Origin of the sequence: Granulicella mallensis (assembly GCF_014203225.1) — a bacterium.
Taxonomy (GTDB): domain Bacteria; phylum Acidobacteriota; class Terriglobia; order Terriglobales; family Acidobacteriaceae; genus Granulicella; species Granulicella mallensis_A.
In genome coordinates this window covers 89,185-111,417 of sequence record NZ_JACHIO010000007.1, presented here as the reverse complement: position 1 = coordinate 111,417, position 22,233 = coordinate 89,185, and the positions used below count along the sequence as shown (strand labels likewise).

The 22,233-nt window shown below is 55.0% G+C and carries 11 protein-coding genes; 4 read left to right on the top strand and 7 right to left on the bottom strand.

Annotated elements, in window-relative coordinates; all coding sequences use genetic code 11:
• Nucleotides 1-66: 66 nt before the first annotated feature.
• Both HDF15_RS09595 and HDF15_RS09590 read left to right on the top strand, forming a co-directional pair.
• A complete protein-coding gene (locus HDF15_RS09595) occupies nucleotides 67-2,142 on the top strand; it encodes a glutaminase domain-containing protein (RefSeq protein ID WP_409254875.1) in 2,076 nt (691 codons plus the stop codon).
• Between the two features lie 81 nt (nucleotides 2,143-2,223).
• A complete protein-coding gene (locus HDF15_RS09590; protein ID WP_184255001.1) occupies nucleotides 2,224-3,441 on the top strand; it encodes a DUF1624 domain-containing protein in 1,218 nt (405 codons plus the stop codon).
• A 41-nt stretch (nucleotides 3,442-3,482) separates the two neighbouring features.
• On the opposite strand, the gene HDF15_RS09585 is transcribed toward HDF15_RS09590, so the two are convergent.
• Nucleotides 3,483-4,799 (bottom strand): hypothetical protein, encoded by a 1,317-nt coding sequence (locus tag HDF15_RS09585; protein WP_184254999.1) that lies wholly within the window; start codon nucleotides 4,797-4,799, stop codon nucleotides 3,483-3,485.
• 337 nt (nucleotides 4,800-5,136) lie between these two features.
• Between HDF15_RS09585 and HDF15_RS09580 the strand changes: the two genes are divergently transcribed.
• Together HDF15_RS09580 and HDF15_RS09575 are read left to right on the top strand one after the other, a co-directional pair.
• On the top strand, nucleotides 5,137-8,001 hold the full coding sequence (locus HDF15_RS09580) for a carboxypeptidase regulatory-like domain-containing protein (RefSeq protein WP_184254997.1): 2,865 nt from the start codon (nucleotides 5,137-5,139) through the stop codon (nucleotides 7,999-8,001).
• Between the two features lie 83 nt (nucleotides 8,002-8,084).
• Nucleotides 8,085-9,338 carry a YdcF family protein gene (locus HDF15_RS09575; RefSeq protein WP_184254995.1) on the top strand — a complete coding sequence of 418 codons (1,254 nt, stop codon included), beginning with the start codon at nucleotides 8,085-8,087 and terminating at the stop codon, nucleotides 9,336-9,338.
• Nucleotides 9,339-9,608: 270 nt separating this feature from the next.
• On the opposite strand, the gene HDF15_RS09570 is transcribed toward HDF15_RS09575, so the two are convergent.
• From HDF15_RS09570 to HDF15_RS09545, 6 genes are all read right to left on the bottom strand, one after another.
• Complete coding sequence (locus HDF15_RS09570) at nucleotides 9,609-10,637, bottom strand: hypothetical protein (RefSeq protein WP_260330977.1); 1,029 nt, start codon at nucleotides 10,635-10,637, stop codon at nucleotides 9,609-9,611.
• Between the two features lie 152 nt (nucleotides 10,638-10,789).
• The gene (locus HDF15_RS09565; RefSeq protein ID WP_260330976.1) at nucleotides 10,790-13,996 is read right to left on the bottom strand and encodes a TonB-dependent receptor; all 3,207 of its coding nucleotides are present in this window, start codon (nucleotides 13,994-13,996) and stop codon (nucleotides 10,790-10,792) included.
• 349 nt (nucleotides 13,997-14,345) lie between these two features.
• Complete coding sequence (locus tag HDF15_RS09560; RefSeq protein ID WP_184254992.1) at nucleotides 14,346-15,395, bottom strand: phytoene/squalene synthase family protein; 1,050 nt, start codon at nucleotides 15,393-15,395, stop codon at nucleotides 14,346-14,348.
• A 285-nt stretch (nucleotides 15,396-15,680) separates the two neighbouring features.
• Nucleotides 15,681-19,379, bottom strand: a complete 3,699-nt coding sequence (locus HDF15_RS09555; RefSeq protein WP_184254991.1) for a carboxypeptidase-like regulatory domain-containing protein — start codon at nucleotides 19,377-19,379, stop codon at nucleotides 15,681-15,683.
• A 371-nt stretch (nucleotides 19,380-19,750) separates the two neighbouring features.
• The gene (gene agaR / locus HDF15_RS09550) at nucleotides 19,751-20,542 is read right to left on the bottom strand and encodes a transcriptional repressor AgaR (RefSeq protein ID WP_184254990.1); all 792 of its coding nucleotides are present in this window, start codon (nucleotides 20,540-20,542) and stop codon (nucleotides 19,751-19,753) included.
• Nucleotides 20,543-20,831: 289 nt separating this feature from the next.
• Nucleotides 20,832-22,205, bottom strand: a complete 1,374-nt coding sequence (locus HDF15_RS09545) for an MFS transporter (RefSeq protein WP_311733072.1) — start codon at nucleotides 22,203-22,205, stop codon at nucleotides 20,832-20,834.
• Between the last annotated feature and the right edge of the window lie 28 nt (nucleotides 22,206-22,233).

Here is a 22,233-nt window from a genome sequence, read left to right as displayed (position 1 = left end):
TAGAACACCGCCGTTTTAATTCTGGAGAGGCCCTTGAACTTTTCTGTTGTTTCCCGTTGCACGATGATGACTGGATTACTGATGTGCGCTGCGTTGCTCACCGTAAACGCGTCCGCGCAGCGCGAACCAGCAGTGCCGCTCGTAACGCATGACCCGTACTTCAGCGTGTGGTCGATGACAGACAAGCTTACCGATGGCCCGACGCGACATTGGACCGGCACCGAACAGCCCATGCGTGGATTACTGCGCGTGGATGGAAAATCCTATCGCGTGATGGGAGATAGTCCGCGTGAAGTGCCCGCAATGAATCAGACAGCGATGGAGATAACGCCCACCCACACCCGTTATTCATTTGAAGGTGCGGGTGTGCGATGCGTGCTCACCTTTCTCTCTCCATTACTGCCAGACGAGCTTGATGTCATGGCACGACCGGTAACGTATGTCACATGGGAAGTATCTGCGACGGATGGTGCGAAGCACACAGTGGAAGCGTACCTGGATGTAGACTCGCGAATTGCGGTCAATTCACAGGACCAGTTTGTAGTTTGGGGGCGATCCGCAGCGAAGGGATTGCAGGTAATGAGCGTTGGATCTCAGGAACAGCGTGTATTGAATCGCAGCGGCGATAATCTGCGTGCCGACTGGGGCTATTTTCACCTGGCTATACCCACGGACGAGCAAGCAGCAAGCGCGATGAGTAGCGACGCGGTGAGGTCATTTGTCCATGACGGCACCTTACCGGAGGAAGACGATGTGAGGATGCCACGCGTACCGACGGATGGCGCGGTGCAGCTTGCAGTTGCCTTCCCCATGAATGTATCCGGAACGCATCCGGTAGAACGGCATGTGCTACTGAGTTTTACGCAGGATTATGCGATCGAGTACCTGAATCGCAGACTGCGGCCGTATTGGGCAAGAGATGGCAAGACGAGCGGAACGATGTTGGCCGAATCCGAACGTGACTATGCAGCCGTGGATGCGAAAGCGGTGAGGTTCGACAAAGAACTGGTTGCCGACATGGAGCGCGTGGGCGGCAAAGACTATGCGCGATTGACAACACTGGCCTACAGACAGACGCTGGCCGCAAATGGATTCGCTGCGGATGTGGATGGCAGGCCACTGCAGTTTCCGAAGGAAAACTTCAGCAATGGCTGCATCTCAACCGTAGATGTGCTGTATCCGTCTGCGCCGTTCTTTTTGTTCTTCAATCCTGCATTACTCGAAGCGCAGCTTAAACCGGTGATGGACTATGCTGCGAGCGGACGGTGGCGGTGGCCCTTTGCGCCACATGATCTCGGGCAGTATCCCCTGGCAGATGGGCAGGTGTACGGTGGCGGCGAGCGTACAGAAGAGGATCAGATGCCCGTCGAAGAGAGCGGCAATATGCTGATTATGATCGCCGCAATGGGTCGTGCCCAGGGCGATATGCACTTTGCCAAAACGTATTGGCTGCTGCTGACAAAGTGGGCCGAGTACCTGAAGGAGAAGGGATTTGACCCGGAGAACCAGTTGAGCACGGACGACTTTGCCGGGCATCTGGCACACAATGCAAACTTGTCGATCAAAGCAATTGATGCACTGGGCGCTTATGCCGAAATGGCTCAGGAACTAGGCCATACAGATAAGGCAAAAGCTTATGCCGGCCTGGCAAAGACAATGGCGGCACAATGGGAAACGATGGCGCAGGAAGGCGACCACTACAAACTGGCTTTCGATTCGAGCGGTACGTGGAGCCAGAAGTACAATCTGGTGTGGGACAAGGTGCTGCGACTAAATCTGTTTCCAACCAAGGTGCGAGAGACAGAGCTCGCCTTTTACGCGAAGCACATGAATCGCTACGGGCTGCCTCTGGATAGCCGCAAGACTTATACCAAGCTGGATTGGGAGATATGGACAGCAACGCTGGCGGATTCCCCGCAGCAATTTGAGAGTTTTACCGCACCTATCGCAGCTTGGCTGGACGATACGCCATCACGAGTTCCGCTGACGGACTGGTATGACACACTGAGTGGAAAGCAGCAGGGCTTCCAGGCCCGCTCGGTAGTGGGCGGGGTTTATATGAAGGCTCTGAGCGACGATGTGCTGGCAAAGAAGTGGCGTAACCGCGCGCAGTCTGGGGCATCTGTCTCGCATCTGCAGTAGTAAACCAATTGGAGAACAAGAGTGACCGACAGTCGATCAGCGACGTCTGCAGATTCCGACGGAAACATCCATGAATCAGCTATGTCTTCTTCGAAGATGATTCAACAGCCATCCCAGGAAAGATCCTCGGGCCGCAGCTATCGCATCGAGTCACTTGACGTCCTTCGCGGTCTCTTGATGCTGCTCATGGCGATCGATCACACACGCGACTATTTTTCGAACGCGGCCATCGACCCCGCCGACCCGATCCACTCCTGGCCTGCATTGTTCTTTACCCGCTGGATCACCCACATCTGCGCGCCTGGCTTCATTCTGCTTGCCGGTACCAGTGTTTATCTCCAGCGTCAGCGCAAGAGCGCTGCAACGCTCACCCGCGCTCTCATTCTGCGCGGACTATGGTTGATTGTTTTTGAAATCATAGTAGTAAGTTTCGGTTGGTCGTTCGGTTTCGGACTGCCGATTCTCCAGGTCATCTGGGTCATTGGTGTCAGCATGATCGCGCTGGCCGGGCTGCAATGGCTGCCTGTAGCTGCGGTTGGCGCATTCGGAGCGATCGTGATCTTTGGCCATGATCTTCTCGATCCCGTTCGTGCCGAGAATCTGGGACATTGGTCAAACGCCTGGCACCTCCTCCACGAGCGCGGAGTGTTGACCTTTCACGCGCATCCTGTCGCAGTGTATGGATATCCCATTATTCCCTGGGTGGGAGTGATGGCTCTCGGTTACAGCTTTGGCTCGATCGTTGCGAAGAATCCAGAGGCAAGACAGCGTATTTCACTCGTGGCCGGAACAGCGAGTCTTGGGCTCTTCGCACTCCTCCGCTTCACTCACGGCTATGGTGATCCCGGGCCAGTTTTTGAGCACCTTGGAACGCCGGGCCACACCGTGATGTCATTCCTCTCGGTACAGAAGTATCCACCCTCGCTCCACTACCTGTTGGCGACACTCGGAGTGGTGCTGGTGCTTTTCGCTCTGTTTGACAAAGTGGTCCTTGCCGGCCGGTTGGACCGCTTCCGTGCGTTCCTGAATGTCTACGGCCGGGTTCCGTTTTTCTTTTACATCGCCCACATCTTTGTCATTCATGCTCTCGCACTCGTTGTGGCACGCATTACGAACCCCAACTGGCGTTTCTGGATTACACCGGATGCCGTCTTTACGCGCCACTTCGACGGTTGGGGTTACTCTTTGCCGGTTGTCTATTTCATCTGGATGTCGGTGGTGTTAGCGCTCTATCCCCTGTGCGCCTGGTTTAGCCGCCTTAAGGATCGGAAGCGTAGTTGGTGGTTAGCTTACCTTTAAGGGTTTCGCATACTGCTCTTGGAAGCAGGGTTCACAGCCATCTAGTTTTTTATGCGCGATGCGAGAATGCTGTTTTTCACCGCGCTACCGCTCATGTTATTCGTTCCGAGAAGCACTTCGAAGTGCGGAATTTTGCCATCTGATTGACGTATCTGTTTCAAGAACAGCAGGAGTTGGGCGTCATCAGATACAAAATCCAAGGCAGATTCTGTGCCAGCAATCGTTGTGCCTTCAAGGATCAGGACGTTGCCGTTACCGCTCAGGTTGGGCAAATAAGCGACAACGCCGTAAACCTGGTGCTGCTTGTCAGTCTGAAACGAGTCCCATTGCCTGGGCTCATCTCCCTTGGGCGACCGATTGAGCACTGACGTCTTTTTATTCGCCCGATCATAAGAGTAGACAAAGTTCATGTCGCGCTCAAAGAGCTGGACCCAGGGATTGGCTTCCGGTGCTCCGCTGAGAATGATATTGCCCAGCTTCAAGTCATTGGGCCTTAGATCGCGCGTGTATCGTACCCCGAGTTTGCTCCGCTCGCTTTGCGAGATTTGAGAGAAATACTGGACCATTTCGACGTCGATCATCGATGTATACCGTCCGCGAGCTATCCCCAGCGCCTCTATCTGAAGTGGTGTGGCGGTTGGTGGGATCGTCGTCCTGTAGTCGCCGCTAAGATACTCCGCCAGGCCAACGTCTCGCTTCATTAATCCTTGCCAGACCACCAAATTGCTATCAGCCAGGACCAGAGTCGTTGGCTGGTCTCCGGCAAACATCAGGCTCCAGAATGGGTGACCGGCCGAGTGAATCGGTTGCACCTCCCTGGGAGCAATTGTCATCTTAAGCAGCAGCGCCAGAACTGTTATTGCAAGCACAACGATCAGGCCCCACATCAGTCCAGCGCTTCCGATACGTCGTTTTTCGATTCGCACCGGCTCTGCGAACGAGATCACCGGATCTGGCATGGGCGTCGGAGCAGGAACAACTACCTCTTTTTGGAGCCGCGGTTCGAAGAAGGGGACATAGCCACCTCTGGGAATCACGATCCTGATCGGCTCAGCTGCTCCCTCGCCGTCGAAGTAGAGGTCGAGTCTCTGCCGAAGGCGGCTCACCTGTGCTCTTACGATGCCATCGTTCGCGGAGTCGTAATCACGCGCCCTGCCGAAGACAGCCTCGCCAACATTCTGCTCGCTGAGTTCATCCGCCCTGCCGTCCAGTGCAACATCGCAGACATATAGAAGCAGACTCGAAAGACGTTCGGTCTTCGAGAAGGGCGCGGACGCAACGACACGGCCGACCAGCTCACGGCGAGAATCCGTCTCTGAAGCCCCGGAGTGAGTTTCCTCTTTATCAGCGAGAATCATGGCAACCTACAGAAATTGTAGTTAAGCAGGCTCATGTAAACCCCGCGTAAACAGGATTGAAACAGTCTATTCACTGTATCGGTTACATCCATGCCGGAACCAACCTTCGCATTTTCAGCGTGTTATGTCCTGTATCGGGGGTGTTGCAGTGATTTCCCGGCGAGTTGCAGTGATTTGCTTTGGTAGGTGCGAACGATGGTGCTAATCCTATGCGAGCTGACGAGTTGAGACATCTTGCAGGAATTGATCTCGCATCAGACGCGGAGCCAACAGGTAGCAGACTGACCGAATTGGTACATCCGGAATTCCCACCAACCATGCTTTAGGAGAGAGTGACGTGATCCGTAATCTTTGCTTCCAGCTTCTATTCTTGTTCGCAGTATTTCCTGTTGCGTCTTTCGCACAGGCAAATGCTGTGGACGCCGCCGTAAACGGCTACGTCTTAGATCCCTCAAAGAGCGCGATCTCCGGCGCCCATAATACGCTCACCAACGTCAGCACCGGTATCTCTCAAGCGGTGACGACCGACGAAAAGGGCTATTATCGCTTTCCCCTCGTGCCGGTAGGAGTCTATCGCCTGGTCACCGTCGCTGACGGATTTCAGACGCATACGCTGGAAGGCATTGTCCTGAGTGTAGGCCAGGAGGCCCGGCTGGATATCCCCCTTGTTGTTGGAAGCACCTCGCAGACGGTCCAGGTTGAGGCCGGAGCAGACATCCTTGACACCGGAACCTCAACGGTAGGTGCCGTGCTCGATCGGAAGGAGATCGAGAACCTGCCGATTCTCTCCCGCCAGGCTTACAACTTCCTGCTCCTCTCTCCCGGCGTTATTGGCATGCCGACCAGCACGTTTTCGACGACCCAGTTCACCTTCGGCGGAACGGAGCGCTCGCAGTGGAACCTCGATGGTCTCGATGACACCCAGCATGGCGGGAACAGGCAGATTCGCCTCATCATCGTCACTCCGGAGGCGATCGCGCAGACACAAACACTGGCCAACGGCTATTCTGCCGAGTTCGGCAGAGCTGCCGGAGGTCAGGTTAACGTCCTCTTGAAGTCCGGCACCAATCAGTTTCACGGCTCGGCACTCGGGCAATGGCGTCCCACCGACCTGCAGGCGATCCCCACGCTCGCCACCGTCCAGCCCAACCGTAGCTGGTATGACGAAGCCTTTACCCTGGGCGGCCCCATCGTCAAAGACAAGCTCTTCTTCTTTGGGCAGTTCGAGAACAACCCCTATACCCTTCCGAACGCGATCACGATCACTCCGGCCAGTGCCGCCGCACTCGCTTTGCCCAGCAACGAGATTGGTACTGCTCCTTTCGGAGAGACCTACCGTACGCTCGTTGGCAAGGTGGACTACACCCTGAACTCGAAGAATAGTGGCTATGTCCGCTATGCTCGTTTCACGAATCATCAGCCAAATAACGACAGCGGCCTCGCCATCGTCGACCGTGGCTCCTATTATGTTGACCACCAGAATGGTGGCGGTGTCCAACTCGCTACCGTTCTTTCCAGCAGCCTCCTCAATGAGCTGCGCTTCGGCACCATCCAGCGCGATACTGGAGATTTTCCAGTAGTCAACAACTCCCCTGCGGGGAATGTTCTGATCAACATTTCGAGCGTTGCGAACATTGGGTTCAGCCCACTGACTACAACCACCACCACCGAGCGCAGCACCAGCGCGCTCGACAACCTGACGTGGACGCACGGACGGCAGACGTTGAAGTTTGGTGGTGAGTTCGATCACGAACTCTTTGCCAACCTCTCTGGGACTGCTCCCACTTTTACCTTCAGTGGTCTGGCCGCACAGAACGGGCGCCCTGCTGTAAGCGCACTCAACCAATATCTCAACACCGTTGCCGGTGCAGTCGATCCGGCGACAGGCTTACCCTACACCTATACCAACCTCACCTCTTACTCTGGCAATCCAGAGATTCGGATCGCATTCAACTTTGTGAATGGATTCGTGCAGGATGAGATTCGCATTACTCCTAACCTGAATATCAACGTGGGCGCACGCTACGAAGTAATCCTCTTTCCTACCTTTGATGCTCTTGCGCCTTATCCGCTTTCGCGTAGCGTCCCCAACGACTACAAAGATATTGCGCCGCGGTTCGGCCTCACCTGGTCTCCGTTCGGCAGCCATAAGACCACGGTGCACGCGGCCTATGGCATGTACTACGACGTGCCCGGCTTAGGAACTTTCTACAATGCCGCGCAGGTCAACGGCCATCGCCTGCTCAACTATCTCGTGACTGGCAGCACCCCGGGGTCGCCGACGTTTCCGAATGTTCCACAATTCAACGGCGGCGCATTTGAGGTCCCTCCCAGCATTACGGCCTTCGATCAGGACTTCCACAACGCCTACCAGCAGCAGGCCAATCTGCAGATCCAACAGGAGCTTGGCGCCAACTTTCAGCTCACGATCGGCTATCAATTCGCAGGTTTGCGCCACGGGCTCTACTATGCGGATACGAACCTTACTGAGACCGGACAGACACTGGCAGATGGACGACCGATCTTTGCCGGCACTGCCAAGCGCCCGAACCCCAACTTTGGCGCCATCAACCTGATCCACTCCGGGACGACCTCCAACTTCAACGGGGGCTTCCTTACCCTGCAGAAGCGGCTTTCAAACGGCCTTGAGTTCACCGTCAACTACATGTACTCGCATGCTCTTGACGACAATATCGGAGAGGGTGGAAGCATCAGCGATCCTACCAATCTCCGTCGCGACTATGGCAATGCCGACAGCGATATACGCCACAACCTCGTAATCCAGGGACTGTATCAGCCCAAATTGGCCGCCCCCTCTCTGCACTGGCTCAACGGTTTTGAGCTTTCAACGATTACCTATATAAACTCCGGCTTCCCTATCAACGTGACCGCAGGCACAGATCTTAACAACGATGGAGTCGTCAATGACCGGCCACTCTTTGAGAGCCGCAACAGCGTCTATGGCCGGGGATTCTCTCAGGTGAGCGCACAGATCAAACGTTACTTCGATATCGGAGAGCGCATTCATATGTCCGCGTTCATCGGAGCAGAGAACCTGCTGAACACCAACAATCTGAACTGCAATACGACCACCGGCTGTACTGGTGCCGTAATCAGTACAGCGAACTCAAGCGACTTGTTTCGAGAGACGGCTGCGGGCACCTCCCGCAATGTTCAACTAGGGGCAAGCATTAAATTCTAAAGTAGCGTGGAGGCTACCCTGGCAACTCGGTAGCCTCCACGCTCCATTTCGTTCCGATGATTCGGAGGAGACTTCAGCGGCCCATGCATCTGCGTCATCTTCAGATTTGTTTTCTCGCCCTGGCGATTTTCACTCCCCACAGCTTCGCGGAAGGCTCTCCAACGAGAAAGCCGTTAACTCTGCATGCCGCCATCCAGGACAAGAACTTCTACCTTCTGTCACTTTTTCAGGCGAACCCGAGACTTCGCGGCGCATTAGCGTCAGACAAGACGCTCAGCCAGATCAATTCGACGCGACAGCAGCGTCTCAGACAGGCGCTGCAAACGTGCCAACAGAAGCCAGAGTGTACGTTCCAGGCTCTTGTCTGGACCGACGAAGAAATTCACACCGTTTCACTGGCTCTTGCTCAGATTGATCGCAGCAACCGGCAGGTCCGGAAGATTCTTGACGAAGAACTACGAGCGAGCGGTGCCTATGAACACTACCAGGCACAAGATGGAGAAGGCCTTGTTGCGAGTGCATGGGAACTCTGTGCCCGTGGGCTCAATGAGGTGCTCACCGTTTATGGGGAAGGCGTTCGCCCTCGTTATCCAAGAATCGATTCCCTCTCCTTTGATATACACTCGGCTGATTTCCAGCAGCGCACAGCCTCGCTAACAGAGCAGTTATCGAACGAAACGCCGGAGCTCTTCTTTGAGTCCTCTCTCACGGCTGGACTGCAATTGCTCGCGATGAACCATCGCGATGAGGCAGGCCGTTTTGAACCTATGGAAGAAAGCGTCAATCGAGCGGCGGTGCAGGCTCTCCGGTCGATTCACTGGGACAAGTACGCCTACTCGGTCATTGTCGTACCCGGCGAAGGACCGGAAGATCCAAACGTTCCCCTCGCTGAGATTGGCCGTAAGCGGACTGCTTTGGCCGCCGAGGCGTATCACGCGGGCAAAGCCCCTTTCATCCTTGTCTCGGGGGGCTACGTTCATCCATCTCAGACACGCTTCTCAGAGGCTATAGAGATGAAGAAAGCTCTTCTGAGCGACTATCATGTGCCAGAAGAAGCGATTCTTGTAGATCCGCATGCTCGGCACACTACGACGAATATGCGCAATGCCGCGCGTGAAATCTACCGATACGACATCCCGATGGACAAGCAAGCCCTTGTCGTCAGCGATCCCTTACAAATCACCTATATCCAGAGTCAATCATTCGCTGATCGTTGTCGCTCCGAATTAGGCTATGTGCCGTATCAAATCATCACACGGTCCTCGGATACCAGCATTATCTTCCTGCCAAAGGTTGAGTCGCTGGAACAGAACCCTATGGATCCACTTGACCCATAGCAATTGTTTTCCCGCCTGTGAAATGTCCATCCCTTTCAGGTGTTACAAGCCCGGAACCATCCGGAATCACATGCCTCGCCAACACAATCACTGCCTGTATCTGGTCCTCGTTCGTCGCAGTACTCTTCTGTGCCCATGCTGGGTGAAAAAAAATAGAAAGGCAAACAGAATCAAGCTGCTCGCTTGGCTTTTGATATCGGTCCAGAGACAAAAATTCGGACGGAGCTTCTGCAGACAAGGTAAAGCTGGAAACATCCGCGACATAACCTCTCAGTGGCTCGGAGCCGACGCCGCTGGTGCGGCCGGACGAAGATCCTTCTCGTACTGCTTCAGATAGGGGGACAAATCCTCATACTGATCGGTAGCGATAAAGTTCACTCCTGCGGCGATAGCAGCCTTCCATCTCAGGATGACAGCTTCCTTCGAGCCAAAGTTGTAATACCCTCCCCACCCCTGGTCGTCCCCAGATTTGAAGCCATCGAGAGTATAGAAGCGGGTCCAGTAACCGAGTTGGTGAGCGTGATCGACGAGAGCGCGCAGGCGCGCGTCATCTGCCTGCGTCCAATCCCCCGCATGATTCTGTCCCCCCTCTTCGACGGGATACCAGGAGCTGTTCACCCATCGCCGGTAGTTGGTGGGGCGCTCCGTAAGTAGCTGTTCAGGAGGGGTCATAACGGCCCAGTGCATCAGCTCCTGCATCGGCATGCTTTTGGGGTTTACAGGATCATGTGCCGAGCCGAAGATGCGCAGCTTAGCGCCGACCGGCACCTGGTCGTAGAACACCTTCTGTTGATCGTCGGAGGCTTCGGTAATCGCCAGAATAGGCCTCCGCTCAATCGGAGAGAGCTGGTGAGGATCATCCGTCTTGACGGCGGTGGAAAGCCACGGCTCGTATTCGCCCAGCAACTGCCAGACGGCATTCAGAATCGCCGGCTGGTTATCCTTGAAATCGAAGTGCAGGACAACGAGCGGCCACTCCTTCTTTTTATTCTGAGCAATTGCCTTCTCGATGACAGGCCGAACCTGCTCAAAGAAATATTCGCGTAAGGTTGGCTCCTGGCCGGTGGGCTTGGGCGTATGCGAGACGACGACGCGGCCTTTCCCCGTCGCTGGATCTACATACCATGCCAGGTCCTGCTCGATAGAAACCGGAAATCCCGATCGCAACGCACGCTGTACCCGGTCGCTCCAATGCCCCTCATAGGGATAGCAGTTATGCGCATCCAGTATCGGCCGGTTGTGATTCAGAAAGTCCAGATCAGGGCCCTGCGCAACCGCCGTCGATAAAGTAGCAGCCATTCCTATCCACGCAAAGAAACACAGGTATTTTCTGAGTGACATCGTAAAACCCTTTTCTGCCATGAACTGGCATCCTAAGCTGGCTATGTCTCTAACCGATTCTGCAAAAAACAACGGTGCCAGTGTGTAAAGTAACGCTGATTGGCCCTTTGCTAGAAGGACAACCGCAGAGCGAACTGCATGAAGCGTGGATCGCCTGCAAGCGATGTAATCGTGCCAACGCCACTGTCGGTTAAGGCGGAATCAGGTTGCGAGAACAACACGCTGTTCGTGAGATTGAAGACCTCCCAACGGAACTGGAGCTTCGTCTCTCGATAGAGAGTGAAATCGCGCGTCAGAGAGAAATCAAAGACGTTCGTATGGGGTCCACGTAAAGTATTCGTGCCTCCATCGCCGTAGGGGTCGGAGCTTGAGGGTAACGACCATGCCGGGGAGGTGTTCGGAGAGAGCGCCTGGCAGGCCGCAGTCGGAGTGTAGAACCAGCAATTCGGGCTTCCAACGATCTTCGGTTTGCCGATGAGATTTGGAAGCGACGTCGCATTGCCATTCGTGTCAACGAGATCAGAGAGATTTCCCCCCGAGGTGACGGTAAAAGGAAGACCTGCTGAATAGGTATAGATACCGGACGTCTTCCAGCCTCCAAGCAGTTGAGATCCCACACCACGTGAAAGGAACGGCTTACCGTGACCAAAGGGCAACTCATAGAGGTAAGACGCGACAAGACGCTGCGGCACATCGGAACCGCTCAACGCATTCGTGAATGTCTGCTCGTAGGTGGTGCCTGTGTTCTTCGACCAGGTATAGGCCACTTCAAGCGACAAGCCACTCGAGTAGCGCCGCTGCGCGGAGACCTCGAGGCCGTTGTAATTCCCGACTCCATTCGCCCGAGAATATTCCAGATAGCCGAAGTTCGGATACGGCAAGGTGGTTGTCCCGCGGATGTATTGGTTTAGGTCCTGGATCACATCGAGGTGTGACGATTTGGTACCCACGTAATCGGTAGTCAATACCACCTTTCCAGGCAGTTGACGCTGGAAGCCGAAGCTCCACTCCTGGGAATAAGGGGTGGGTGAAGCTTGCTCCATCGCATGGATATGGAGCTGCGAATAGTTCAGATTGGCCGGACTGAGAGTGTCGGCAGGAAATCCCTGCTGGAGGAGGAAAGCCGGCTGGAACGCGGTCAAATTTGGGTACGCGGTTGATTCGATGAGATCCGGCGGGTTGAGAGCCAGTTGGTCTTCACTGCCGGCACGTTTGAACAGGAGATAGTAGAGGCCGTATCCGCCGCGAATCACGGTCTTATCGTCAGGAGAATAGGCTACGCCGAGACGCGGAGCGAAGTCGTGATTGTTTACCTGAACCAATGAGCGTTGCGACAGAGACCCAGCGGAAGCGAAGAGCAGCGACCCGGCACCTGCGGGGTCGAAGTTAGCTAACTGGTTTTTCGCCGAATAGGGCGGTGTGGCGAAGTCATAGCGCAGGCCAAGGTTGACCGTCAGTTTCGGCGTGACCTTCCAATCGTCCTGAGCGAAACCCGAAATCATCCAGAGACGCTGATCGACGAAGTAGACATTCGAGAGACCGCCTTCGTAGACCAGTCCAAGCAGCCCGTCGGCATAGGCCGAACCGTTTTTTGGAGTAGCGCTTTCGGCTGAGAAGATGCCAGCGAAGGCCAGGCCTCCGTTCATGTAATCCTCATCCTGATAGATGTTGCGCATGGGCGCGCGCAGGTCTCCACCGAAGCGGAAGAAATGCTTCCCTTTGGTCCAGGAGACAGTGTCTGTGTACTGAAATTGCTGCGGGACCTGCTGCTTGGGCAGATAAGCTGGAGACCCGATAGTGGCATTATTGTCAGAAACGTATTCGGTGATGCCAATACCGCCTGCGGTAGCCGGATTGTTTGGAACTCCCGGAATATACTCGTCAGGGCTGTTGAGTCCGAAGGGCTGCTGCCTGTCTTGAGAGAAGTTCCGGACGAATCCGAAACGGAAATCGTTAGTAAGCGCGGGACTGAGGGTGCGGGTCCAACCCAGCGCTATCGACCACGACTTCAAAGTGGAGTTGCCCCACGAAGAGGTGGAGCTGCCATCTGCGATACCGCCAAAATCTCCACCGACATCGCGGATTCGGTTGGAACCCGTGTAGCGGACGAAAACAAGGTCCTTGCTGCTCGGGTTCCAGTCCACTCGCGCGTCATAGCTATCCGTGTTATCGATGATCGGAGCCGTTCGCGCATAGTTATTGAAATCACCAGGCAGATTCGGGAGCGGGAAAGCATTGAGGATCTTTGCCCCGAAAGGATCGAAGGCCGCGGATGGAATCGTGTTATTCAGGAAGGGTTTGCCGGTGGAAGGATTGTACAAAGTCGCATAGGTGACGTTGGGAGCACCGGCCGCCGCGGCAGCCGCGCTGGTGAAGACGCCGGCGCGCTCATTCGCCAGCGGAACGGTGGAGATGCGATTCACACCCTGGGCGATGCGGGTTCCTTCGTAATTGAAGAACCCGAAGAGCTTGTCCTTGATGATGGGTGCACCGAGGGACCCGCCGAACTGGTTCTGGTCCAGTTCAGGCTTTGCGATATTTTCCTGATGGCTGAAGTAGTCGTTCGAATCGAAGATCTTGTTGCGCAGATATTCGAAGAGGAGGCCATGATATTGGTTCGTTCCACCCTTGGTGGATACGTCCACCTGGCCGCCGGGGCTGCGACCGTAGACCGCCGTATAGGCGTTGCTGATGAGCTTGAACTCACTGATTACGTCCACCGAAGGACGTGCCGCCGATGCAGAAAGTTCCTGCAGATTCTCGGAGAACGTATTGTTGTCGATGCCGTCGAGGATGTAATCGTTCTGCTCATCCCCGATGCCATGGATAACGAAGAGACCGGTGCTACCCGATACGCTGCTCCCGCTCTGCTGAGTGAAACGCTGCATCTGGACGCCTGGCATCAGACGAATCAAGTCATCCCAGTTACGTTGATAAAGCGGAGTCCCCACGATCGTCTGGTTATCGATAACCGTACCGATCGAAGCATCATCGCGAGATAGCTGCGGCTCTTCCACGGTGACATCCAACTGGGTCGTTCCGCCCGATACTTTAAGACGAAAGTCCTGCCGGCCGTCTTCCGAAGGGTCAAGCAGCAGTGAAACTTCCTGCTGCTGAAATCCCGATTGATTCGCAGAAACTCGATAATGGCCTACCGGAAGCCCCACAAAGGTGTAGTAACCCGAACGGTCCGTCGCTTTGGTACGAGATACCTGTGTATCGATGTTGGTTTCCGTGACCTCTGCGCCGGCCACGATTGCCCCGGAAGGATCCGTGACCCGCCCCGAGAGAGACGCTACGCCTGCCTGTGAAAACATCTTGAGAGGGAGTGATAAAAGACAAAAAGCAAACGCGCAAGAGCGGAATCGTGAAGCGATCATCGAGCACTAACCTATAGGTGGTGGGCTGGATAGCTACATTGATAGGGCAGGGCGATTGCCCTGCGGGACCGGCGATGATCCCACCCTAAGTCATCCAGAGTTCGACACCTGTGCAAGACACCGTATATTAACGTGCCGAATGTTTCACTTTAGGAATTAGTTCAGTTGGCTCAAGAGTTTATGCGTTTGTGAAAACTCGATGACCATCCGAAAACCGCCCAGGCGCTACGAGTGGATTGCGTCCGCTCTGGCACACCAGCAATCAAATCTGGCGGCAACGAATGTTTCAGCCTTTCATCCGGGCTTCGATGCTCCCTATCCGTCGTTCCATCCAGAGACGCAGGAGCCGGTTGGATGCCACCAAAGGCACCGAGGCCGCCATGATTCGGTACACGTCGCCCCGCCGGATCTTTGAAACCTTTGCCGGGTCCAGCCAGTGATCGTTGGACACAAGCAGCAACAGGGTCTCTAACCCAATAAGGATTGGCCACAAACAGGCCAACCGTAGCCGTACCGCGAATGCTGGAAGACAGAGCGTGTATTCGATTGCTTCTCGAAAGTTCTCGAGGGCCTTTTCCACGAGCTCGAATAAGAGCGGCCGTGCGGGCAGGGATGTTTCCGGTAACAGAAGATCTTGCGGACTTAAGCCGAATCGATCGAGCATTGTGGATGGCAGGTAGCAGCGTCCGATCCGCAGATCTTTGCCGCAGTCTCTGAGGACATTCGTCATCTGTAGCGCTTTTCCGAAACGAATCCCACGGCTCAACACGGCCTCAGGGTTGCCGGCAAACGTGCCAGGCACATGCACAAAGGTCATCTTCGTCCAGAACTCCCCCACACATCCGGCCACCATATAGGTGTATTGATCCAGTTCGGAGAACTCCCGAAGTGCGACGATCCGCCCTGACGCCTCATCAGGAAAGGTACGCAGGTCGAACTCCATCCCCTTCGTAAGAGTGGTGACGATATCGCGCACGGCTTCTCGATCGGACGGACTCAATTGAGAGAGCACCGTCAGTGCTGCTCCAAGTGATTCGAGCAGGACCTTTTCGTCTGAATCTGCCTGTTGAGAGCCAACCTCCGCCGACATGCGCTCAAGCGCTGCTTCATCGGGCACTCCGTTCACTTGATTGCGAAGGGACAAGAGTAGCTCCATTCGCTGTCCCGGAGAAATCAGTGAGGTATCGGCGATGGTGTCCGCGGCTCGTGCCAGGAGATACGCAAGGCCAATCGGATCACGCATCCCTGCAGGAAGCACGCGCAGGGTGATGTAGAAAGATCGCGAAACACCTTTCAGGAGGGGGCCGAGAAGCACGGCACGAGCTGGATTAGACATGAGTTCTGGTGGCCATTCCTTCATCCATTCTACCGGTAGACCAAGTTGAACGAAGCGACGACAGAAAGGGCCGTTTAGAGTAACCCTGCCATTATTTTGCAGCCGGGAGAGCGAAGTACATCCAGCTCCATTGGACCAACTGCGATACGACAATTGCATGTCAGCGAACTGGCTCACATGGCTGCAGGGCGCAAGTGTTCGATGCGGGCAAAAAAACGGAGAGGCTGCCATTTCGCAGACCTCCCCGATCTTCCGGCACGATGTGTTTTGGCTGGCTTGTGCGCTCTAGAAGGATAGTTTGAGAGCTAGTTGCACAAGGCGAGGATTGTTGACGGTGGAGTTGACCGCGCCGAACGGAGAAGTATTGGGTATCGAAGCACCAGCGGCTAAAGCCGAACCAGCGCTGATATCGTTTACGGGCATTCCATACTGCGGATGGTTGAAGAGATTGAAGAACTCGGCTCGGAAGTTCAAACCCATGTTCTTACGAGGCAGCGCGAACTGCTTGATGAGGGAGAAGTCCGTGTTGACGAAATCCGGCCCTACAACCGGAACTCGTGCAGCATTCCCTAGTTCGCCAGCAACGGGAGAAGTAAAGCAGGCCTGGTTGAGCCACTGATGCTTGCTGTGATCTGCTTTGTAGGGATCGCAACCGGCCACCTGGTCAGGACGGTTCCAGTTGTTACTATCACCACCATTGTCGAAGAAAACACCTGAGTTGTTCGAGGTGTCGATCAAGGGGACGGGGAATCCCGAAGAGATTCTTTCGATAAGCGTCACCTGGATGCCGCCCAGAAAGGTATTGGTCAAGCTGTTCCAATTGTTACCGAACTGCTTTCCACGGCCGAAGGGCAGATCATAGATGACACTGGCCGTAAAGCTGTTATCGAGATTGATCTGCGATAGGGACCAGTCCAGGTTTTGCCAGTTCGGAAGAGGAAAGTAGGGAGCACTCAGTTCAGAACCCAGGCCGTCGCTCAACCCGTTGTCATAGGTGCGGGAGTAGGTGTAAGCCACTAGGGCGTAGAGGCCATACTTCGGGGTCTTGGTCTCCGCCTTGATCTGAAGCGAGTCATAGTTGGCCTTACCCACATCGCCTATCAACAAAATGGCATTCCCCGTGGCATAGGACGGTATGTAAGGTGCTCCGCTGGGAAGGCAACCGAGCGTGTAGCCGGTCACCGTGCCGCATCCGGACGGACTTGCTGTGTTGAGATCGTTGCCGAGCATCAGGATGTGGGTACCGCGGGAACCGGCATAGCCGGCGGTCAGCACAAGGTTGCCGAACAACTGGCGTTCGACGTTCACGTTGAATTGCTGGACCCGGCCCAGTTTGAGGTTGGTGGGTTCATAGGTGAACGCACCCTGATAGGTAGAGACAGTGGGCGGCGTTGGAAGAAGTTGAAACCCACTGGAGAGACTGATGCCGGACGGCGTTTGGCTTCCTCCTGCCACAGAGGCGCAGTAGGAGGTTGCAAAGGCGCAGCCGGCGCCGGTGAAGTTGTCGGATTCGCCCAGGAAGGGCGGGTTCTGCCACAGGCCTTGTGCGCCCTGGCTCCAGGCAGAGTCGTGATAGAGCGAGTAGCCGGCGCGGAGCACCGTCTTCTCGCTGCCCAAAACCTTCCAGGCAGCACCGATGCGGGGCTCGAGGGCTGTCCAGTCCATGTTGATGCCCGCCGACGGGCCCACGCCATTTTGATTAGCAACGAGCAGTTGACCAGTAGGCGCAATGTAGTCGGCCATACGCCCATGCTCTTCAGTAATCGGAGTGGTCATGTCCCAGGCCAGGCTAAGGTTGAGCGTGAGAGAGGGCACAACCCTCCAATCGTCCGCGATAAAGGGGCGATAGATCTTCCAGCGGCGGCCGGTGACGGCTCCATCGTAGGTCTGGTCATGAATGGCTCCACCCGTGAGGCCGAGCAGGAAATCGGCCTCCGAATTGCCGGGGATGGCACAATTAGCAGCGCTCGAGGAAGTACATAGGCTTGAGGGCTCGGTGGTAGCGGTGAAGTTACCGCCGTTGCCGATAAGCCAGAAGCCATCTCCGAAGGCCTCCGAGCCCACGTTCATCTGATTGGCGCGGAAGTCGAGTCCCATTCTGAGGTCATGTTTGTGCAGGATGAGATCAAATGAATCTTTGAAAGAGTAGATGTTCGTTCCACCCTGGAACGGAGAGAAGCCGCGGTCGCCGAGGGCCCAATAGCCGCCGTTTGTAAATTCTGTCGAGGTCAGCCCGCAGCTGTAAGCGCCGGCAGCGCAGGTAGAGCCGCTGCCACATCCGAGATTGGCACCAGGAATCCCACCGGGAACGATCGTGTTTGAAGCACACGTCCCCGTGCCTTGCGACAAAATGTAGTCGAAGATGCGGTTGTAACCAAAACTAGCCTGGTTGAGCATCTTAGGCGAGAACACGTGGGTTTCGCTGAGGGCGACGTTACGTGCGTGGTTGGCGATCCGCTGATTGCTGCCGAAGGGGTTGGCTTCAGCAAATCCCGGAGCGCCACCCGGCACATAGGACGTGGCCTGATCGTAGCTGAAACGAGCGAAAGCCGTATCTTTGCTCGAAAACGTCTGGTCCAGACGCGTATCGAACTTGGTTTCGTTCAGGCTGCGCACGGGCTCGTTGACATAGTTGTAGTTCTGACCGGGATTATTGGCATTCGGTATGGGGTACAGGTTGATCATCGCCTGCCCGATATTGTTGATCAGGCCGGTTGGAATCTTGCCGCAGGGGATGCCTTGGGCCTGGCTTCCATCGGGATTGACAGGTAACGGAGCCCCAGACGCGTTGCACTGGAAATAAACGTTGGGGTATATGGCCGGATTCGTGGACGCGCCTATCATATTCGGGTTGACGATTCCAGGGACCGCTTGTGGTACCCCGGCTATGTTGACGGTGGCGGGACGGCCATAAGCGTCGTTGGAGAAATCACCGGAGCGCATAGCCAGCGAAGGCACCAGGCCTGTAAAGGTAATGCCCTCCCGTTGATATTTTTGTTCGCCATCCACGAAGAGAAAGGTCTTGTCCTTGCGAATGGGGCCACCGACTGAGCCGCCGAATTGGTTCAGGTTGAACTTAGTGGGAGTGGTTGCAAAGTAGTTCCTGGCGTCGAGGTCGGTATTGCGCACAAATTCGAAGAGCGACCCGTGAATGTCATTGGTACCGGACTTCGTGGTGACCAGTACGGTCGGGCCTGCGCGGGTGCCGTATTCGGCTGAGTAGGTGTAGGTCAGAACCTTGAACTCCTGAATGTCGTCGATCGAGGAGTAGATGCCGATACCGCCTGAGGTGAGCTCATTATTGTCGACACCATCCAGTATCCAGTCGGTGCTGTTGGGGCGCGAGCCACCCACCGATAAAGAGAGGGGGCCGCGTGCCGCCACTTCACTGTCAGCACCAGACACGAAGAAGCTGTTGGGGTTCGTTTCTGCCGTAGCGCCTGAGGTGAGTGTGGCCAATTGAACAAAATTGCGGCCATTCAAGGGAAGCTGCGACACCTCCTGCGAGGTGATGACCTGACCGAGAGAGGAATTGCCGGTCTCGACAACGACCGCGTCACCGCTGACGACCACCGTGGTGTTCACCGTGGCGGGTGAGAGCGAAAAATCCAGTTCGCGGGCTTCCTGGACCTGGAGCTGTAGCTCTTTGGAGACAGCGCTTTGAAAGCCTGCCGCGTCAACGCGTACGGTATAGCCCCCGACGGGGAGCAGTGGGATCAGATAGTGTCCGGCACTGTCCGTCTTGCTCACACGAGTGAGGCCGATAGCCTGAGAAACCACGGTGACGTCAGCCCCGGGAACACTCGATCCGGATTTGTCGAGAACATTCCCGGAGAAACTTCCAGCGGCCTGACCGTATAACGGTAACGAGCTCATCAGCACGATGAAGCAGAGGATAAGGAGGAAAAAGGCTTTGCGAATCTTTGTGCCGGCAGCGGCTTCTACCGATTGGGAACACTCTGCCGAAAACTTCATATGCTTCATGGTCTAACCCCCTGAGGCGCCTCGGTTGAGGTGGAGTGACTGCGATATATTGAAGGCTCGATATAGTGAAGGTTCGACTGTACGAAGTTGTTAACAGAAAGTCAACGCATTTCCTCGGTTGCAGCACAGAGGCCGTGGAGCGCGTGCATTAAGGATGCTCCTCAAGATCCGCACCCTTCCCTATCTTTCTGGAGACGGCAGAGGCGCGCCGGGAACGATAGCTTCGCGACGTTTGTTCTGAGGCAGATACGATGAAGTAATGTTTGAGAAGCGCAGTTCCGGTGCAGTTCAGATTGATCTGGAAACCGGGGAGCGTGATCCACGTTTCCGCCTCTTCAGCGCATCAGGCGGAAATTTTATGGCGGGTGGGATTACACAATCGTGAGTTCGATACCTGCTTCACGAATCGCTCTTGCATCTCTTTCCGGAAGCTGACTGTCGGTAATAATGTGATCGATCTCGGAAGCCGCCACGATCAAGGAGAGGCTTCTCCGGTTAAACTTGCTGGAGTCACAGACCACCACGACCTTCTCCGCAGCCGTCACCATGGCACGGTTGACACGGGCCTCAAGAACGTTCGGCGTCGTGAGGCCGGTCTTTAAGTCGAAGCCGTCAACACCGAGAAACACAATGTCTGCATGCATTTCCTTCAGGACGTCGTCCGCAAGAGGACCTACGACCGATAAGGAATTCTTACGCAATGTGCCACCAATCATGATGATTTCGAAGTCACTCCTGGCCAGGTCCGCAGCGATATTCAATGCATTGGTAATTACCGTAAGGTGCCTCAGCGAAGAGAGTGAACGAGCTATCTCCGTAGTGGTTGTCCCTGAATCAAGAATGATGCACTGGCCTTCGGAAACCATCGCCGCTGCGGCCTTCGCAATCTTCACCTTTTCATCGTGGTAAAGCTCTTCTTTTTCCTGAATCGTTGGATCGGATAAGGCTCCAGCGTGGGACGGCAAGGCTCCGCCGTGAGTTCTGATCAACAATTCCTTCGCTTCGAGATAGTCGAGGTCTTTCCGAATCGTGATCTTCGAAATATCAAGATCGTTCGACAACTCCTCGACAAGCACGCGACCCTCGCTTTGGATCAAGGAAAGGATATGCTGCCGGCGCTCCTCGATGAGCATGGGCGCTTTCGCTTTTTTCTTCATCATCATCAATTTCTAATCGGCACTCTGATTCGAAATGCTATAGCTCTCAACGAAAGAAGATATAACGCGATTGCTCTAGCCGATTCGTATTGCGAGAAGTGTAGCAAACTGATGGGTAAATTGAGCACTTTATCAAAGACTACGGAGCCGCCTGCGGTGGAAATCAATGCACCGCTTGCCTCTTGAAGACACTTATATATGAGCAAGTACGAACAATTCATCCTTGGCTGAATCTAAGTGTCTGAATCGGTATCCAATCCCAACAGCTTCCAGTCAGAGAACATTGAGATTTACCTCAGCTCTGAACCGAGATTTCTGAAGCGGGAGAACGAAGTAGTAAGAGAAGGCACGCAGTAGCAACTAACGGCAGCAGACCCGCTATGAAGAATGCTGGCGTATAGGAGAATCGGTCGATCGTGAGCCCCACAATAGCCGTGAAGCCGACACCAGCGATACCCGCCGCTAAACCACTTAGTCCTGTGACAGTTGCGACGATGTCCTGGGGAAAGAGATCCGAGGGCAGTGTAAGCCCCATCGTGGCCCACGCCGCATATCCCCAAAGAGCTACGCAAATCAGTGCCAAGGCAACGTAGGGATTATGAGCCCTTGCTGCGGGTATACCGGCGAGAATAGGCAGGCAGCTTACCAAACAAACCGCAGTCCTGGCGCGCACAATCGAGAGGCCACGACGAATACAGTATCCCGATAAGAAACCACCGGTGAAATTACCGAGGTCCGCAGCAACGAATGGCAGCCATGCAAAATAGGCAATTTGTTTCAGGCTAAATCCGCGCACATCACTTAAATATTGCGGCAGCCAGAATACATAGAACCACCAGATAGGATCGGTCAGCGCGCGCCCGAGAACGATAGCCCAGACGTTTCGATTCTTCGCCAGACGAAGCCAACGTTGCAGTCCCAGTTCCTGAGATTTCGAAGGCATCTCTTGCCCAGCCCGGATGAGATCAAGCTCCGGCTGTCCAACCCTGGGGTGACGATCCAGTGGATGATAGACAAGAAGCCACGCAATGAGCCACAGGAATCCAAGCAGTCCTGAGAAGATGAAAGACCATCTCCAACCGAATTCAATTGCGATCCATGGTATGACCATCGCCGCCAGCGCTCCTCCCACGCTGGACCCGCTATCAAAGATGGCGACTGCGACACTGCGTTCCTGGCTTGGAAACCATTCTGCTACCGTCTTGCTCGCACCCGGCCAGTTCAATCCCTCGCCGATCCCGAGCATAAAACGCAGAGCCATAAAACTGAAAACAGAACCGGCGAAGCCCATCATCATATTGACGAGAGACCACCAAATCACCGCGACAATCAAGCCAATACGTGTGCCAACCGCATCCAGAAAAATGCCGCCAACGAGCCAGGTAAGAGCATAAGAGATCTGAAACGCTCCAATGATCTTCGCAAGATCAGTGTGGCTGAGATGGTATTGCGCCGCAATAACAGGAGACAGTACCGAAAAGGTTTGACGGCTGATGTAGTTGATTGCCGTGGAAAAGAAAAGTGTCCAGACGATCCACCATCTCGTCCGCCCGACAGCACGTGTCTTTCTCGGCTCCGGTACTGAGTGCTGTTTGATCCATGCCGTCATCAGGCGATCCTCAACACAGAAGAACAGGTCTGTGTGTTGTCCTTTCTGTCCTAACTCCACCGTCTACATGAGCGGCAAATATTCACGA

Excerpts from the sequence above, each read along its gene's own strand:
- HDF15_RS09585 (WP_184254999.1), bottom strand. The coding sequence starts at position 4,799 with ATGATTCTCGCTGATAAAGAGGAAACTCACTCCGGGGCTTCAGAGACG.
- HDF15_RS09595 (WP_409254875.1), top strand. The coding sequence starts at position 67 with ATGACTGGATTACTGATGTGCGCTGCGTTGCTCACCGTAAACGCGTCC.
- agaR (WP_184254990.1), bottom strand. The coding sequence starts at position 20,542 with ATGATGATGAAGAAAAAAGCGAAAGCGCCCATGCTCATCGAGGAGCGC.
- HDF15_RS09555 (WP_184254991.1), bottom strand. The coding sequence starts at position 19,379 with ATGAAGCATATGAAGTTTTCGGCAGAGTGTTCCCAATCGGTAGAAGCC.
- HDF15_RS09560 (WP_184254992.1), bottom strand. The coding sequence starts at position 15,395 with ATGTCTAATCCAGCTCGTGCCGTGCTTCTCGGCCCCCTCCTGAAAGGT.
- HDF15_RS09575 (WP_184254995.1), top strand. The coding sequence starts at position 8,085 with ATGCATCTGCGTCATCTTCAGATTTGTTTTCTCGCCCTGGCGATTTTC.
- HDF15_RS09570 (WP_260330977.1), bottom strand. The coding sequence starts at position 10,637 with ATGGCTGCTACTTTATCGACGGCGGTTGCGCAGGGCCCTGATCTGGAC.
- HDF15_RS09590 (WP_184255001.1), top strand. The coding sequence starts at position 2,224 with ATGTCTTCTTCGAAGATGATTCAACAGCCATCCCAGGAAAGATCCTCG.
- HDF15_RS09565 (WP_260330976.1), bottom strand. The coding sequence starts at position 13,996 with ATGTTTTCACAGGCAGGCGTAGCGTCTCTCTCGGGGCGGGTCACGGAT.